Below are 17,228 nucleotides of genomic sequence, written 5' to 3' on the forward strand. Positions count from 1 at the left end.
CGGGTCAGAAGAGGTGCCAGACCACCGTAAGGCCCGCCATGACGATCGAGACCATCGACATCAGCTTGATGAGGATGTTGAGCGACGGGCCCGAGGTATCCTTGAAGGGATCGCCCACCGTATCGCCCACGACCGTCGCCTTGTGGCATTCGGAGCCCTTACCGCCGAAGTGTCCCTCCTCGACCATCTTCTTGGCGTTGTCCCACGCTCCGCCGGCATTGGCCATGAAGACCGCCAGCACGAAGCCCGAACTCAGGCCGCCGATCAGCAGCCCCATGACGCCCGCCACGCCGAAGATCAGACCGACGGCCACCGGAACGATGATGGCCAGCAGGCTCGGGAACAGCATCTCACGCTGTGCTCCGCGCGTCGAGATAGCCACGCAGCGCGCATAATCGGGCGTTCCCTCGCCGGTGAGAATCCCCCGGATCTCGCGGAACTGACGCCGTACCTCCTGCACCATGCTCTCGGCGGCACGCCCCACGGCGTTCATCGTCAGGCCGCAGAAGAGGAACGACATCATCGCCCCGATGAAGATGCCGACAAGCACCGTCGGGTTCATCAGCGAAATATGGTAGTAATCCATGAAATCGAGGATCGAGGCGTCCTGCACGAAGCGCGTCACACCACCCGGCAGGTCGAGCATCGTCACGCCATTATGCAGCAGTCCGATGCGGATCTCCTCGATATACGAGGCCAGCAGCGCCAGGGCCGTCAGCGCCGCCGAACCGATGGCAAAGCCCTTGCCCGTGGCGGCCGTCGTATTGCCCAGCGCATCGAGCGCATCGGTGCGTTTGCGAACCTCGGGGCCCAGACCGCTCATCTCGGCGTTGCCGCCCGCATTGTCGGCAATCGGACCGTAGGCGTCCGTGGCCAGCGTGATGCCCAGCGTCGAGAGCATGCCCACGGCTGCAATGCCGATGCCGTAGAGCCCCAGCGAGAGGTTCTGCGGCGCCAGCATGTTCTCCACGTCAAAGCCGATGGCGCACAGGTAGGCCAGGATGATCGCCACGCCGATCGTCACCACCGGAACGGCCGTCGAGATCATGCCCGACCCCACACCCGCGATGATGACCGTCGCCGGACCGGTCTGCGAACTGCCGGCAATCTTCTGCGTCGGTTTATACGAGTGCGACGTATAGTACTCCGTGGCCTGGCCGATGACGATGCCCGCCACCAGTCCCGTGATGACCGAGAACGACAGCCCCAGCCAGTTCTGGATCCCCAGCAGGTAGAGGATGCCGAACGTCGCCGCGGCGATGAGCAGCGAACTGAAGTTGACCCCCACGCCCAGCGAACGCAGCAGGTCGCGCATCGAGGCCCCCTCCTTCGTGCGGACCAGGTAGATGCCCACGATCGAAAGGACGATGCCCACCGCCGCAATCAGCATCGGAGCCAGCACCGCCTTCAGCTGCAGAGCCTCGCTGCCCGCCGTGGCAAAGGCCGCCGCACCGAGGGCTGCCGTCGCAAGGATCGAACCGCAGTAGCTTTCGTAAAGGTCGGCACCCATGCCGGCCACGTCACCCACGTTGTCGCCCACGTTGTCGGCAATCGTCGCCGGGTTGCGCGGGTCGTCCTCCGGGATGCCCGCCTCGACCTTGCCCACCAGGTCGGCGCCCACGTCGGCCGCCTTCGTATAAATGCCGCCGCCGACGCGCGCAAAGAGCGCCTGCGTCGAGGCACCCATGCCGAAGGTCAGCATCGTCGTGGTGATGACCACCAGTTTCTGCGGTCCGGCCACGTCGACAAACGCATTCAGGATGAGATACCAGAACGAGATATCGAGCAAACCAAGGCCCACGACCACCAGTCCCATCACGGCGCCGCTGCGGAAGGCCACCTTCAGCCCCCGGTCGAGCGACTGCTGCGCCGCATGAGCCGTACGCGCCGAGGCATAGGTCGCCGTCTTCATGCCGAAGTAGCCGGCCAGTCCCGAGAAGAAGCCTCCGGTCAGGAAGGCAAACGGAACCCAGCCGTTCTGCACACCCGCCCCGTAGGCCAGGTAGGCGAAGAAGAGGGCCAGAATCACGAAGACAATGCCCACGACCTTGTACTGCTGGCGCAGGTAGGCCATCGCCCCCTTGCGCACGTGGGCCGCAATCTCACGCATGCGCTCCGTACCCTCGTCCTCGCGCTTCATCAGCCGGTAGAAGGCCCACGCAAAGAGCAGAGCCACGATCGAGGCCGCGGGTACAACCCAGAAAATTGTCGGAATGTTCATATCAGGTAGTTGTTTGATGATTGGCTTATTTGTTATAAAGGTACGAAAATATTGCGAATCCGGTATCGTTCAGCGCGATATTTCGGCAAAAAAACAGAGATTGGGCGGTGCAAGGAGGAGTCGGAAGGCCGTATGCAGGTCGGGACGACGGCTGGTCGGGACGCGACAGGTCGGGACGCGACAGGTCGGGACGCGGCAGGTCGGGACGCGGCAGGTCGGGACGCGACAGGTCGGGACGACGGCCCGCCCGAATGCCCGGAATCCGCCCGAAAGGGGCTCCGGTTCGAACGGCGCTGTTCCTCAGCGGCAAACTGCTCTGACACCGGCCGGACTGACAAAAAGAGCCGGGACCCGATCGGGTCCCGGCTCTTTTCTCCGGTTGGCGGCCGCTATCAGCTGCCGAAGTTGTCGTAGAGGATATTCTCAGGCGGCACGCCCAGCGAGTCGAGCACCTTCACCACCGACGAGATCATCATCGGAGGTCCGCACATGAGGTAGATGCAGTCCTCCGGGGCCTGATGGTTCTTCAGGTAGTTCTCGTAGAGGACGTTGGCCACGTAGCCCGGCGTATAGGGGATACCGGCGGCATCGGCCTCCGGATCCGGACGGTCCAGCGCCAGATGGAACGAGAAATTCGGGAACTCCTTCTCGATCTCGTGGAACTCGTGCAGGTAGGGAGCCTCCTTCAGCGCACGCGCTCCGTACCAGAACGATACCGGACGCTTCGTCTTCTCGGTCTTGAACAGATGCATGATGTGGCTGCGCATCGGGGCCATGCCGGCGCCGCCGCCCACGAAGATCAGCTCCTGCGTGTCGGGCAGGTTGTCCGGCAGGAAGAACTCGCCGTAGGGGCCCGAGATCGTCACCTTGTCACCCGGCTTGCGCGAGAAGATGTACGACGAGCAGATGCCCGGGTTCACCTTCATGAACGTTCCCGTCGCACGGTCGAACGGCGGCGTGGCGATACGGATGTTCAGCATGATGATGTTGCCCTCGGCCGGGTGGTTGGCCATCGAGTAGGCGCGGAACGTCGGCTCGGGATTCGTCGCCACCAGATCCCACATCTTCATGCGGTCCCAGTCGGCACGGTAGCGCTCGTCGATGTCCATGTCCGAGAACTTGATCGCATCGTACTTCGGAATGTCGATCTGGATGTAGCCGCCGCTGCGGAACTTCAGGTGCTCACCCTCCGGGAGCTTCACCACGAACTCCTTCAGGAAGGTCGAGATGTTGCGGTTCGATACCACCGTGCACTCCCACTTCTTCACGCCCAGCACGGCCTCCGGCACGTGGATCTTCAGATTCTCCTTCACCTTCACCTGGCAGCCCAGACGCCAGTGGTCCTTGGCCATCTTGCGCGTGATGAAGCCCGTCTCCGTCGGAAGCAGCTCGCCGCCCCCCTCCAGCACCTGGCACTTGCACATGCCGCACGATCCGCCGCCGCCGCACGCCGAGGGAAGGAATACCTTGTTGTTGGCCAACGTCGCCAGAAGCGTCGATCCGCTCTCCGTCGTGATGACCTTCTCACCGTTGTTGATGTCGATCGTCACGGCCCCCGACGTGGTCAGCTTCGCCTTGGCGTACAGCAGCAGAGCCACCAGCACCAGCGTGATGACCAGAAAGGCCACGATCGCTATGATTATCGTTGTTGTCATTGTTCGAATCTCTTAGTTTAGAACTGAATACCCGAGAAGATCATGAAGGCGATACCCATCAGACCCGTAATGATGAAGGCGATGCCCGGGCCCTTCAGCGCCGCCGGTATGTGCGAATAGGTCGTCTTCTCGCGAATGGCCGCCATCATCACGATCGCAAGCCACCAGCCCAGACCCGAGCCCAGACCGTAGGCGATCGACTGCCACAAGGTCTGCAGTTCGCCCGCATCGACCTTCTGCTGCATGAACAGCGAACCGCCCATGATGGCGCAGTTCACCGCAATCAGCGGCAGGAAGATGCCCAGCTGGTTGTAGAGCGTCGGCGAGAACTTCTCGACGACCATCTCCACGAGCTGCACGAAGGCCGCAATCGTGGCGATGAAGACAATGAACGACAGGAAATTCAGATCCACACTCTCCGGAATGGACGGTATCCACGCGTGAAGCGCCCCCGGACGCAGGATGTATTCATACAAGAGGTAGTTCAGCGGTACGGTCATCACCATCACGAACGTGACGGCGGCGCCCAGTCCCAGTGCCGTCTTCACGCTCTTCGACACGGCGATGTACGAGCACATGCCGAAGAAGAAGGCGAAGACCATGTTGTCGATGAAGATCGACCGGATGAAGATATTCAATGATTCCATATGCTACCCTCCTATTTTTCCTGTAAGTCCTTGTTGCGCGAACGGTGCACCCAGATGATGCATCCCACGATGATCAGCGCCATCGGCGGGAACAACATCAGACCGCAGTTCGAATAGAATCCTCCTTCGGCCATGTACCAGCTCTCGGGGATAATGCGGAAGCCAAGAAGCGTCCCCGAACCCAGCAGCTCGCGGAAGATGGCCACGATCACCAGAATCATGCCGTAGCCCAGTCCGTTGCCGATGCCGTCGAGGAACGACGCCCACGGCTTGTTGCCCAGCGCAAAGGCCTCCACGCGGCCCATCACGATACAGTTCGTGATGATCAGTCCCACGTAGACCGACAACTGTTTCGAAACTTCATAGACGTAGGCCTTCAGCACCTGGTCCACAAGGATCACCAGCGCAGCGATCACAACCAGCTGCACGATGATGCGGATGCGCGCCGGTACGCCGTTGCGCAACAGCGACATCACCAGGTTCGAAAAGCCCGTGACGACCGTCACGCTCAGTGCCATCACGATCGCCGGCTTGAGCTGTACCGTAACGGCCAGCGCCGAGCAGATTCCCAGAATCTGCACGATGACCGGGTTGTTCGCCGAGAACGGGCCCGTCAGGTATTTCATGTTGTTACTCATTGCTTTCAGCTTTTTCTTCGTTTGACACCTCCGCAGCGCCCGTCTCCGTTGCCGGAGCGGCTGCCTGACGTTTCGACTCCAGCAGCGGCAGATAGTGACTGAGGCTGTTGTAGAGCATCGCCGTCACACCGTCCGAGGTCTTCGTTCCGCCCGAGACGGCATCCACCTCGTGGGCCGGATCCTTCGCCCCGCCCTTGCGGAGCGTCACCGACACGAACTTGTCACCCTCGAAGATCGTCTTGCCGACGAAGTTCGCCTGGTATTTCGGCGTGGCGATCTCGGCACCCAGTCCCGGGGTCTCCCCCTTGTGGGCCATGATGATGCCCGCTACCGTATTCATGTCCTTCTCCAGCGCCACGTAGCCCCAGATCGGACCCCACAGTCCGTTGCCCGTCACCGGGATCACCATCCGGCCGTCCCTGGCCTCGAAGACCGGGAACTTGCCCTCGGCAAAGGCCGTCGGAAGGTCGTTCAGCAGCGCGAAGACGTCTCCGTCCGTACGCTGTCCCTCGGCATCGACCACGTAGGCGTCGATGAACTGGTCGTAGGACTCGCCCTCGGCCGACAGCGACGCCAGGATGTTGCGTTTCTTCTCGTTCAGGTCGTTGGCATCCTGACGCGGTTTGAGCGCCAGAGCCGCCACGGCCAGCAACACCGCGACGATCACCACCATCACCGTCGAGTAGAGGATGATATAGGTGTTGCTGTTCGTATCGAGACCCTTCTTCGGCTCCTTCAGTTCGGTGAATTCCGAAGCCGGAGCCCCGCAAACGGGACACTTGTCGGGCGCGGCATCTCCCTCGTGGATATAGCCGCAAACGTTGCATTTGAATTTTTTCGTTGCCATCTCTTCCCTATTTTGCGAGTTTCACACGTTTCTTGCGCCGCGAAATATTCGCCTCGACCACGAAGTAGTCGACCAGCGGGGCCAGCGCATTCATGAAGAGGATCGAGAGCATCATACCCTCCGGATAAGCCGGGTTCACCACGCGGATCAGCACGGCAAGGGCGCCCGTCATGAAGCCGACGATATACTTGCCCTTGTTGGTCTGGGCCGAGGTGACGGGGTCCGTGGCCATGAAGACCGCGCCGAAGGCGAAGCCGCCCACGATCAGGTGCCACCAGGCCGGATAGCTCGTCACGCCCAGCGCCTGGAACAGATAGCCCATGGCCAGTCCGCCGACGAAGACCGAAACCATCGTCCGCCACGAGGCGACGCCCGTCCACAGCAGAATCACGGCGCCGATCAGGATGGCCAGCGTCGAGGTCTCGCCGAACGAACCCGGGATCATGCCCAGGAAGGCATCCAGCGGCGAATAGGTCATCGTACCGGTCGAGCCCAGCTGTTCGAGGGCCGTGGCGCCGGTGATGCCGTCGACGTGGGCGCCCATCATCGTCCAGTTCGAATACCAGACCGTCTCACCCGACATCGAGGGCGTATAGGCGAAGAAGGCAAAGGCGCGGGCCAGCAGCGCCGGGTTGAAGACGTTCATGCCCGTACCGCCGAAGACCTCCTTGCCGAAAATCACGGCAAAGGCCGTCGACAGCGCCACCATCCACAGCGGCGTCGAGACGGGGAAGACCATCGGAATCAGAAGACCCGTGACCAGGAAGCCCTCGTTGACCTCATGGCCGCGCACCTGCGCAAAATAGAATTCGATGGCCAGACCCACGATGTACGACACGCACACCATCGGCAGCACGCGGACCAGTCCGTAGAAGAAGGCCCGGAAACCCTCCAGACCCACCTGCGAGCCCGTCCACCAGCAACCGAACAGGAACGCCGGCATCAGCGCCAGAACAACAACGATCATCGTACGCTTCATGTCGTTGCAGTCGCGGATGTGTGCGCCCTTCACGGTCGTCGTGTTCGGCACGAAGAGGAACGTCTCGAATGCATCGAACGTCGACTCCAGGAAGCCCAGCTTTCCCCCTTTCGAGAACGTGGGCTTGATTTTATCCATTATGTTGCGAAGTCCCATCTTTAAGCCTCCTTGATCATTAAGTTAATACCGTCGCGGATGATCTGCTGGATCTCGGTCTTCGACGGATCCACGAATTCGCACAGCGCGAAATCCTCCTCCGTCACCTCGTAGATGCCCAGATTCTCCATCTTGTCGATGTCGCCCGCCAGGCACGCCTTCAGCAGGTACATCGGATAGATGTCCATCGGCAGATACTGCTCGTAGAGACCCGTGACGACGAACGGACGCTCGCCGCCGTTCATGTTCGTGTCCAGGTCGTAGGCCTTGTGCGGGAAGAGCCACGAGAAGTAGGCCCGCGATACGGAGAACTTCTTCAGACGCGGCTTCGCCCACCCCAGCAGTTCGTACTTGTTGCCCTCGGGGATGGCCGTCAGCTGGTGGGCGTAGAAGCCCAGGTAGCCGTCCAGCGCCGTCTTCGTGCCCGTGAGCACGTTGCCCGAGATGAAGCGCACCGAGTCGCCCTCCTTCTGCGGACGGACGTTCCCGCCGACGATCGAGTCGACCTTCGCCCCGCCGATCACTCGCACGTACTGCGGATGCTCGATCTCGGAGCCTGCCACGGCGATGGTCTTCGTCATGTCGACCTTGCCCTCGTTGAACAGCCGGCCGATGATGGCCAGATCCTGGATGTTGACCGTCCAGACCAGATCGTCCTTGTTGATCGGGTCGATGTGGTGGATCTGCACGCCGACGTTGCCTGCCGGGTGTTTGCCCCGGAAGGTGTGGAGCTCGACGCCCTGCAGTTTGGGCATCTCACCCTCGTGGCCGGCCAGCACCGACAGGTGGACCTTGCCGTCGGTGAGCTTGTGCATCACCTCGAGACCCGTCTGAAGGTTCTGCTGCTCGCCCTTCAGCGCAAAGTTGTAGTCCGGAGCCAGCGGCGCCGTATCGAACGCCGAGATGAAGACCGCCTTCGGCGTATCGGCCGGATTGGCAATGATGCCGTACGGCCGCTGGATCAGCATCGGCCACAGGCCCGAACGAAGCAACAGTTCGACAACCTCCTCGCGCGTGGTCTTCCCAAGCGACGGAATCGTGAACGTCTCGTACTCCTGTACGGAGTCCGGCGTCACCGTCACCGTAAGCACCTTGCGCTTCTCGCCGCGGTTGATGGCCGACACCGTGCCGCTGACCGGCGACGTGAAGAGGATCCGCTCGTTGAACTTGTTGAAGAACAACGCCGTTCCGGCCTTCACCCGATCGCCTGCCTTGACCAGCAGTTTCGGTGTCACACCCTCGAAATCCAACGGTGAGAGGGCATACTCCGAAGCCATCGGCGCCGTGGCCAACGTCTCCTGAGCCTTACCCACCAGATTGATGTCTAAACCCTTGCGTAGTGTAATGATTTTCGACATGGTGTAAGATTTTGAGTTATTTGTGTGTTGGGTTTTCCCATTTCATTCCTCCGCTCCGACGCCCGCACACGCCCCTTCCCATACGGGATTCCGGCGTTGCTGCGGCCGATTTTCAGATTGTGTCGGATTGACTCTTACTGTTAGCGCGCTAACTCTGTTAGCAGGCTAACAGCTTTACCGCGTGCGAAAGTACGAATTTTTTTCCGATATCCGCCCTCTCGTCGACCATTATTTCCTAAATTTACTTAAAATTTCTACTTTTGCTCGGAAAATGGCCCCGTATGTCAACATACACACCCATCGCCCGACGGGTAACGGAATCGAACTCCGGGCCGAAGGCATCCACCCCTGGAGGGCCGATCGCACAACTGCCGAGGAGTTTGCCGCGCGTTTCGACGGTCAAGCCGACGGCCAGTCCGACGGCCGTTTTGACGGCCGCGTGCAGGCCATCGGCGAGATCGGGCTCGATTACGCCTGCGCGGTCGACCGGCAGCTGCAGCTCGACGTGCTGCGAATGCAACTCGCGCTGGCACGGCGCCGGGGACTGCCCGTCGTGCTGCACTGCGTGAGGGCTTTCGAGCCGCTGATGCACGAACTGGCAGTCTGCCCGCCCCGCGCCGCCGTCTTCCACGGATTCATCGGATCCCCGGAGCAGGCCCGCCTGGCTCTCGGACGCGGCTACATGCTCTCATTCGGCGAGCGGACGTTCGCCTCACCGAAGAGTCTGCGCGCCCTGCGGGAGGTGCCGCTCACGCAGCTGTTCCTCGAGACGGACGATGATCCCGTGACGATCGAATCCATCTACGAACGGGTGGCCGCACTGCGCGGAATCAGGCTCGAAGAGCTGAAACAGGCCACGCTGGAGAATTATGAACGCATATTCGCAAAACAGAATGGATAACTGGCTGGAGAGAACCGAACTGCTGCTGGGCCGAGAGAAACTCGACCGGCTGAAACGCGCACACGTCCTGGTCGTGGGACTCGGCGGCGTGGGAGCCTATGCCGCCGAGATGGTGGCCCGGGCCGGCGTGGGGAGGATGACCATCGCCGATGCCGACGCGGTCACCCCCTCGAACATCAACCGCCAGCTCGTCGCCCTGCACTCGACCGTCGGGCGGCAGAAGGCCGACATACTGGCCGAGCGGCTGCGCGACATCAACCCCGAGATCGAACTCGAGGTCGTCAACCGCTACATCCGCGACGAGGAGACCTACCGGCTGCTCGACGCCGCATCCTACGATTATGTGGTCGATGCCATCGACACCCTCTCGCCCAAACTGGCGCTGATTGCCGCCGCCCTCGAACGCCGCTTGCCGCTGGTCAGCTCGATGGGCGCCGGGGCCAAGATGGACCCCACGAAGCTCGAAATCGCCGACATCTCGAAGACCCACCACTGCCCGCTGGCCCACATGCTCCGCAAACGGCTCCACAAACTCGGGATCCGAAGCGGTTTCCGGGCCGTCTTCTCGCCCGAGCCGATGCGCGAAGGGGCGATGATCCTCTGCGAGGAGCAGAACAAGAAGTCGAACGTCGGCACGATCTCCTACATCCCGGCGCTGTTCGGCATCGGATGCGCCTCGGTCGTCATCCGCGGGCTGATCGGCGAGCTCGACGCTCCGGCTCAGGCGGGAGCTGCGAAGCCGGTGGAGCCGGGTGTACGGACGGCTCCGGCAGCAGACTCCGGCGTCCAGGTCCCGGACGGCGCCTCTCCGAAAACGGAACAGCAACAAGACCTTATAAATAAAGAGTCATGAAACCCAACATCGTCTTTCTGGATGAATACTCGCTGGGCGGAGCCGACCTTTCGGCCATCCGCTCGCTGGGCAACTACACGGCCTACGAAACGACCCGTCCCGACGAGATCGTCGGGCGCTGCATGGAGGCCGACATCGTCATCACCAACAAGGTGCCCTTCAATGCCGCCACGCTGCGCGCCCTGCCCCGGCTGCGGCTGATCTGCATCGCCGCCACGGGCATGAACCACATCGACCTCGCGGCGGCCGCCGAACAGGGCATCGCCGTGAAGAATGCCGTCGGATACTCGACCCACTCGGTGACCGAAACCACCATCGGCGCCGCCATCGCCCTCCTGCGGCAGGCGGTCTACTACGACCGCTACACGAAGAAGCACTACGCCGGGGCCGACCGCCAGTTCCACTTCGGCCGCACGACCCATCAGCTCTACGGCTCGCACTGGGGCATCGTCGGGCTCGGAAACATCGGACACAGCGTCGCACGCGTGGCCGAAGCCCTCGGCTGCGAGGTGGCCTACACCTCGACGTCGGGCGTCGCACGCCAGGAGGCCTACCCGATGATGCCGCTCGACGCGCTGCTGGCCTGGGCCGACGTTGTCTCGATCCACTGCCCGCTCAACGACCGCACGCGCGGGCTGATCGGTGCCCGCGAGCTCGCCCGCATGAAGCCGTCGGCCCTCTTGATCAACGTCGCACGCGGCGGAATTGTCGACGAGGCGGCACTGGCCGCTGCGCTCGATGCCGGTCAGCTGGCCGGAGCCGCACTGGACGTCTTCGTCCACGAACCGCTGGAAAAGGGAAATCCCCTGCTCGCGGTCCGCGAACCCGACCGGCTGCTGCTCTCGCCCCACAACGCCTGGTCGCCCGTCGAGGCCGTCGAGGTGCTGGTCGAGTGCATCGCCCGCAACATCCGCGAAAACTGGAAAAACGACTGACGATGGAGACGCAGCAAATCATCCTGCCGCCGGTCGACGAACGCCGGCAGCGGGTCTTCGACTGGCTCGATGCCCACGGGATCCGCTACACGTGGTACGAACACCCCGAGGCCCCGACCATCGAGATAGCCCGCCAATACTGGCACAACGACGGCTCGAAGCATTGCAAAAACCTCTTCTTCCGCAACCACAAGGGCGACCGGCACTACCTCGTCGTATTCGACTGCGAGCAGTCGCTGGCCATCCACGATCTGGAGCACCGCCTGCATCAGGGCAAACTGTCGTTCGCCTCGGAGCAGCGCATGGCCCGCTGGCTGGGGCTGCAGCCCGGTTCGGTCTCGCCCTTCGGCCTCATCAACGATCCGGCGAACCACGTCCACCTCTTCCTCGACGCCAATCTGCGCCGCTGGCCCGCCCTCTCGTTCCACCCGAACGACAACCGCGCCACGGTGGTCATCCCGCAGGAGGAGTTTGCCAAATTTCTCGCCGCTGTCGGAAATGCCTACGAATATATCGAACTTTACTGACGGCTCTTCCGCACCCACAGCCTGCAAGAAAGGGGGCTGTCTAACCATCTTAGACAGCCCCCTTTTCATTGATCCGACTCGATTTTTCCATTCTGTACCGGGACCTGCAGATCCCGCAACGGGATATAAAATTTGGCATGGCTAAATACCCCCCCCATACAATAAAATCAAGCCGGTTAAATAAAATTATTCAATTTGTCCGATACTTAAAGCAGGCGTTTTTCATTTCATCTCGACGAGAACCTTGCCGGTCATCTCCTCGGGCTGCGGAAGATCCATCAGTTTCAGCACCGTCGGAGCCACGTCGGCCAGAATACCGTTATGAACGGCCTTCACGCGATCCGACACAACCACGATGGGCACCGGATTGAGCGAGTGCGCCGTATTCGGCGTGCCGTCCGGGTTGATCGCGTTGTCGGCATTGCCGTGGTCAGCGATCATCACCACCTCGTAGCCGTTGGCCCTGGCTGCCTCAACGACCTTTGCCACGCACTGGTCAACAGCCTTCACGGCCTTCACGATGGCATCGTAGACACCCGTGTGGCCCACCATGTCGCCGTTGGCAAAGTTCAGGCAGATGAAGTCGAACTTCCGCTCGCCCAGCGCGGCTACCAGTTTGTCGGCAACCTCCGGAGCCGACATCTCGGGCTGAAGGTCGTACGTAGCCACCTTCGGCGAGGCAACCAGAATACGCTCCTCTCCCGGGAATTTGTCCTCGCGGCCGCCGTTCAGGAAGAAGGTCACGTGGGCATACTTCTCCGTCTCGGCAATACGCAGCTGTTTCAGACCCTGCTTCGAAACCCACTCGCCGATCGTATCGGGCACGTCGGCCTTGTCGAAGAGGATGTGCAGACCCGTGAACTTGGCGTCGTACGGCGTCATGCAGCAGTAGTAGAGCGGCATGGTGTGCATCCCGGCCTCCGGCATGTCCTGCTGCGTGAGAACGATCGTCAGCTCCTTGGCGCGGTCGTTGCGGTAGTTGAAGAAGATCACCAGATCGTTCGGGCGGATCAGTCCGATCGGCTGGCCCGCGGCGTCCACATGGACGATCGGCTTGATGAATTCGTCCGTCACCTCGTTGGCGTACGACTTCTCGACGGCTGCCACCATATCCGTGTCGTGCTCGCCCACACCCTCAACAAGGGCGTCGTAGGCAACCTTCACACGCTCCCAGCGTTTGTCGCGGTCCATGGCGTAGTAGCGGCCGATCACCGTGGCGATCTTGCCGCCCGTCTTCGAGAGGTGCTCCTCCAGTTGGGCGATGAAGCCCTTGCCGCTGTGCGGGTCGGTATCACGGCCGTCCATGAAGCAGTGTACGTAGGTGCGGTCCGATACGCCGTACTCCTGCGCAATGTCGCACAGTTTGAAGAGGTGCTCGAACGACGAGTGCACGCCGCCGGTCGACGTCAGACCCATGAAGTGAACGCCGACACCCTTCTCCTTCGCATACCCGAAAGCCTTCACGATCTCGGGATTCTTCAGAATCGAGTTGTCGCGGCACGCCCGGTTGATCTTCACCAGATCCTGGTAAACGACACGTCCGGCACCGATATTGAGGTGACCCACCTCCGAGTTGCCCATCTGCCCCTCGGGAAGACCGACGTTCTCGCCGTCGGTGCGCAGTTCAGCGTGGGGATACTTCCCGGTCAGGGCCGAAATGTAGGCCGGATGGGCCGTCCAGATCGCATCAGCCTTGTCGTGATGGCCGTCTCCCCAGCCATCGAGGATCATCAATAATACCTTGTTGCTCATATCTCTCTCGTTTTTGATGTTATTTTACTTGTGCAGAAATCAGTTCCACGGCCTTGTCAATGGCTGCCTGCAGCCCGTCGGCCTTCTTGCCGCCGGCCGTGGCGAAGAACGCCTGGCCGCCACCGCCGCCCTGCATCAGTTTCGCCGCCTCGCGGACTACGGCACCGGCATTGACGCCCTGCGCCGTGATCTCGTCGCCCAGCATCACCGTCAGCGTCGGTTTGCCATCGCACAACGACCCTACGACCAGCACCAGGCGCGGAAGACGCTGCCGCAAATTGTAGGCCAGATCCTTCACCAGATCCGGACGACGGTCCGTCTGCTGGGCGAAGAGCTGCATGCCCTCCCGCTCGGGAACCGATGCGGCGATCTTGTCGGCCCACTGCGCCACCTGTTCGCGGTGCATCGCCTCGACCTCCTTCGAAAGCGCCTCGTTGCTCTCGAGCATCTTCTTCACGGCCTGTACCACCTGCGGGTTATTGAGGCTCTCGGCCAGACTGCGCATCGTATCCTCGGCTGCGTAGATCATCTTCTCGGCCTGCTCGCCCGTGACGGCCTCGATACGCCGTACGCCGGCCGAAATGGCACTCTCCGAAAGGATCTTGAAGAAGCCGATCGTTCCGGTCGAACGCGTGTGCGTTCCGCCGCACAGCTCGACCGACGTGCCAAAGCGCACCATGCGGACCCGGTCGCCGTACTTCTCGCCGAAGAGCATCATCGCTCCGGCAGCCTCGGCCTCCTCCTTCGTCGCCGAGCGGTTCTCGATAAGCGGATAGTCGGCACGAACGGCCCGGTTGACCAGATGCTCCACCTCGCGCAGCTGTCCGGGCGTCACCTTCTGGAAGTGCGAAAAGTCGAATCGCAGCATCTCCGGCGTGACGAGCGAACCCTTCTGCTCGACGTGCGGGCCCAGCACCTTGCGCAGCGCCTCGTGCAGCAGGTGGGTGGCCGTATGGTTGTTGGCAGCGCTCTGCCGCTTCTCGGGATCAACCTTGGCCGTAAATTCGGCCGAGGGGTTCTCCGGAAGCTGGTTGACGATGTGGATGATCAGACCGTTCTCCTTCTCGGTAGCCACGACCGGAATGCGCTCGTTAATGCTCTCGATGAAGCCGATATCGCCGATCTGACCGCCCGAATTGCCGTAGAACGGCGTGCGGTCGAAGACCAGCTGATACGACGTCTTGCCCTTCGACGTCACGCGGCGGTAGCGGGCAATATGGATCTGCTCGGTGAGCGTGTCGTAGCCCGTGAAGATGCTCTCCTTGATCGGGATCAGCTCCACCCAGTCGTCCGTATCGACGGCCGCGGCGTTGCGCGAACGCTCCTTCTGGGCCTGCAACTCCTGTTCGAAGGCATCCAGGTCGACCTCAACGCCCTGTTCGCGGGCGATCAGCTCGGTCAGGTCGATCGGGAAGCCGAACGTATCGTACAGCACGAAGGCATCCTTGCCCGAAATGCGGTTCGCGCCCTCCTTCTTCGTGCGGGCAATCACGCCGTCCAGCAGGTTGATACCCGTAGCCAGCGTCCGCAGGAAGGCGGCCTCCTCCTCCTCGATCACCTTCATGATGAGCGTCTGCTGCGCCTTCAGCTCGGGGAACTGGCCCCCCATCTGCTCGACCAGACCCGGTACCAGCCGGCAGATCGTCGGCTCGGTGAAGCCCAGGTAGGTATAGCCGTAACGAACGGCCCGGCGCAGGATGCGGCGGATCACGTAGCCCGCCTTGACGTTCGACGGAAGCTGTCCGTCGGCAATCGAGAAGGCGATGGCACGCAGGTGGTCGGCGATCACGCGCATGGCAACGTCCGACTTTTCATCCTCGCCGTAGCGCTTGCCCGCCATGGCGGCGATGCGCGCGATGGTCGGCTGGAAGACATCCGTATCGTAGTTCGACTTCTTGCCCTGCAGAATCATGCACAAGCGCTCGAAGCCCATGCCCGTATCGACGTTGCGCGCCGGAAGCTCCTCGAGCGAACCGTTGGCCTTGCGGTTGAACTGCATGAAGACCAGGTTCCAGATCTCGATCACCTGCGGGTGGCCGGCATTGACCATCTCACGGCCCGGTTTGGCGGCAATCTCCGCCTCGTCACGCAGGTCGTAGTGGATCTCCGAGCAGGGACCGCACGGGCCCGTATCGCCCATCTCCCAGAAATTGTCGTGCTTGTTGCCGCGGATGATGTGGTCCTCGGGCAGGAAGCGCCGCCAGTAGTCGTAGGCCTCCTGGTCGAACGGCACGCCGTCCTCCTCCGAACCCTCGAATACCGTGGCATACAACCGCTCGGCAGGCAGTTTGTAGACGTCGTGGAGCAACTCCCAGGCCCACTCGATCGCCTCCTTCTTGAAGTAGTCGCCGTAGGACCAGTTGCCCAGCATCTCGAACATCGTATGGTGGTAGGTGTCGTGTCCGACCTCCTCCAGGTCGTTGTGTTTGCCCGACACGCGAAGGCACTTCTGCGTATCGGCCGCACGCGGATACTTGCGCGGCGCATTGCCCAGGAAGATGTCCTTGAACTGGTTCATCCCCGCGTTGGTGAACATCAGCGTGGGGTCACCCTTCACCACCATCGGGGCCGAAGGAACGATTACGTGGCCCTTCGACGCAAAGAAGTCGAGAAAAGCCTGTCTGATTTTATTGGACTCCATCATATATTATCCTGTTTTCGCGTTCTTGTTTCGGGTTGCAAAATTACACATTTTAAACTAAATTTGCACCTTGCAGCAAGAGATTTTTCGGCAATGGGGCAAAAAGGTCACAGATTCGACAAAGAGGCACTCCGACACGGTGCCGACGAGCTGACGCATGAGGCACAGATCCTTACGCGCGACGTGGTGACGGCCCCCTTCCGACTGAAAACCTACCGCCTGATCCGCAAGATCCTCATCGGTTTCATCCTCGTCTCGATTGCCAACGTCCTCTTCTCCTACTTCTTCTACACGCCCAAGATGTACCGCATCCTGCGCGACAACCGCGAAACGGTCATCCGTTACCGCATCCTCCAGGACCGCATCCGCACGGCACAGCGCCGCGTCGACGAGATCCGCCACCGCGACAGCTACGTCTACCGCTCGCTCTTCTCGACCGACACGCTCTCGATCCCCGGCGTCTGGAAGCCCTACCCCGATTCGAAATACGCCCCGCTGGCCGACGACGACTACGCGCCGCTGATGGTCGGCACCTGGCGCCAGATCGACGCCCTGGCCCGCACGCTCTATCTCGAATCGGTCTCGATGGACGAGCTCCAGCAGCTCTCCCGGAACAAGGAGCAGCTGGCCATGGCCGTACCCGCCATCTGGCCCATCGACCGCAAGGCACTGCACAACAACCACATCGGCGCCTTCACCCCGCGGCGCTTCCACCCCGTGCTCCACCGCGTGATCGCCCACACGGGTGTCGACTTCGGCTGCGACCGCGGTACGCCCGTCTTCGCCACGGGCGACGCCGTCGTCGAGATCGCCTCCGAAAACGGATACAACGGCGGGTACGGACACCAGGTCCTCCTGAACCACGAATTCGGCTACAAAACCCGATACGCCCACCTGAGCGACGTGCTCGTCAAGCCCGGCGATACGGTCGTCCGCGGGCAGATCATCGCCCGAACCGGCAACACTGGCCGTTCGACCGGGCCCCACCTCCACTACGAGGTGATCCACAAGGGAGTCCCCGTCAACCCGATCAACTACTTCAACCGCGACATGACGGCCGAAGAGTATGAGCGTCTGATGGAGAACCTGCGCGAAACCAACTTCGAAAAGTATTGACG

General features: G+C 61.7%; 13 protein-coding genes and 1 pseudogene. 5 read left to right on the forward strand and 9 right to left on the reverse strand.

Annotated elements, in window-relative coordinates; translation table 11 throughout:
• Positions 1-4: 4 nt before the first annotated feature.
• From B5E60_RS06490 to B5E60_RS06520, 7 genes are all read right to left on the reverse strand, one after another.
• Positions 5-2,221 carry a sodium-translocating pyrophosphatase gene (locus B5E60_RS06490; RefSeq protein WP_087310504.1) on the reverse strand — a complete coding sequence of 739 codons (2,217 nt, stop codon included), beginning with the start codon at positions 2,219-2,221 and terminating at the stop codon, positions 5-7.
• 392 nt (positions 2,222-2,613) lie between these two features.
• Entirely contained in the window at positions 2,614-3,876 is a 1,263-nt protein-coding gene (gene nqrF / locus B5E60_RS06495; RefSeq protein ID WP_087310506.1) for an NADH:ubiquinone reductase (Na(+)-transporting) subunit F, read from the reverse strand.
• A 17-nt stretch (positions 3,877-3,893) separates the two neighbouring features.
• Positions 3,894-4,523 (reverse strand): NADH:ubiquinone reductase (Na(+)-transporting) subunit E, encoded by a 630-nt coding sequence (gene nqrE, locus B5E60_RS06500; protein WP_087310508.1) that lies wholly within the window; start codon positions 4,521-4,523, stop codon positions 3,894-3,896.
• Positions 4,524-4,534: 11 nt separating this feature from the next.
• Complete coding sequence (locus B5E60_RS06505; protein WP_087310510.1) at positions 4,535-5,161, reverse strand: NADH:ubiquinone reductase (Na(+)-transporting) subunit D; 627 nt, start codon at positions 5,159-5,161, stop codon at positions 4,535-4,537.
• Positions 5,154-6,008: an NADH:ubiquinone reductase (Na(+)-transporting) subunit C gene (gene nqrC, locus B5E60_RS06510; protein ID WP_087310512.1), complete on the reverse strand. Its 855-nt coding sequence runs from the start codon at positions 6,006-6,008 to the stop codon at positions 5,154-5,156. The genes B5E60_RS06505 and nqrC overlap by 8 nt, the downstream gene beginning before the upstream one ends.
• 7 nt (positions 6,009-6,015) lie before the next feature.
• Positions 6,016-7,125 (reverse strand): NADH:ubiquinone reductase (Na(+)-transporting) subunit B, encoded by a 1,110-nt coding sequence (gene nqrB, locus B5E60_RS06515; protein WP_087310514.1) that lies wholly within the window; start codon positions 7,123-7,125, stop codon positions 6,016-6,018.
• Between the two features lie 20 nt (positions 7,126-7,145).
• Positions 7,146-8,501 (reverse strand): Na(+)-translocating NADH-quinone reductase subunit A, encoded by a 1,356-nt coding sequence (locus B5E60_RS06520; RefSeq protein ID WP_087310516.1) that lies wholly within the window; start codon positions 8,499-8,501, stop codon positions 7,146-7,148.
• Positions 8,502-8,772: 271 nt separating this feature from the next.
• On the opposite strand from B5E60_RS06520, the gene B5E60_RS06525 reads away from it, so the two are divergent.
• The 4 genes and pseudogenes from B5E60_RS06525 to B5E60_RS06540 all read left to right on the forward strand — a co-directional run bounded on the left by B5E60_RS06525 (position 8,773) and on the right by B5E60_RS06540 (position 11,717).
• On the forward strand, positions 8,773-9,402 hold the full coding sequence (locus B5E60_RS06525; RefSeq protein ID WP_087310518.1) for a TatD family hydrolase: 630 nt from the start codon (positions 8,773-8,775) through the stop codon (positions 9,400-9,402).
• A pseudogene (locus B5E60_RS06530) lies at positions 9,395-10,114 on the forward strand (tRNA threonylcarbamoyladenosine dehydratase); the annotation flags it as partial. The gene B5E60_RS06525 and the pseudogene B5E60_RS06530, both read left to right, overlap by 8 nt.
• 137 nt (positions 10,115-10,251) lie before the next feature.
• Entirely contained in the window at positions 10,252-11,190 is a 939-nt protein-coding gene (locus B5E60_RS06535) for an NAD(P)-dependent oxidoreductase (protein ID WP_087310522.1), read from the forward strand.
• Between the two features lie 2 nt (positions 11,191-11,192).
• On the forward strand, positions 11,193-11,717 hold the full coding sequence (locus tag B5E60_RS06540; RefSeq protein WP_087310524.1) for a prolyl-tRNA synthetase associated domain-containing protein: 525 nt from the start codon (positions 11,193-11,195) through the stop codon (positions 11,715-11,717).
• Between the two features lie 222 nt (positions 11,718-11,939).
• Here the strand turns inward: B5E60_RS06540 and gpmI are convergent, their stop codons facing one another.
• A complete protein-coding gene (gene gpmI, locus B5E60_RS06545; RefSeq protein WP_087310526.1) occupies positions 11,940-13,469 on the reverse strand; it encodes a 2,3-bisphosphoglycerate-independent phosphoglycerate mutase in 1,530 nt (509 codons plus the stop codon).
• 19 nt (positions 13,470-13,488) lie between these two features.
• Positions 13,489-16,110 carry an alanine--tRNA ligase gene (gene alaS / locus B5E60_RS06550; RefSeq protein WP_087310528.1) on the reverse strand — a complete coding sequence of 874 codons (2,622 nt, stop codon included), beginning with the start codon at positions 16,108-16,110 and terminating at the stop codon, positions 13,489-13,491.
• A 93-nt stretch (positions 16,111-16,203) separates the two neighbouring features.
• Between alaS and B5E60_RS06555 the strand changes: the two genes are divergently transcribed.
• Entirely contained in the window at positions 16,204-17,226 is a 1,023-nt protein-coding gene (locus B5E60_RS06555; RefSeq protein ID WP_087310530.1) for a M23 family metallopeptidase, read from the forward strand.
• The last annotated feature ends 2 nt before the right edge of the window (positions 17,227-17,228 follow it).

Source organism: Alistipes sp. An116 (assembly GCF_002161005.1).
GTDB lineage: Bacteria > Bacteroidota > Bacteroidia > Bacteroidales > Rikenellaceae > Alistipes > Alistipes megaguti.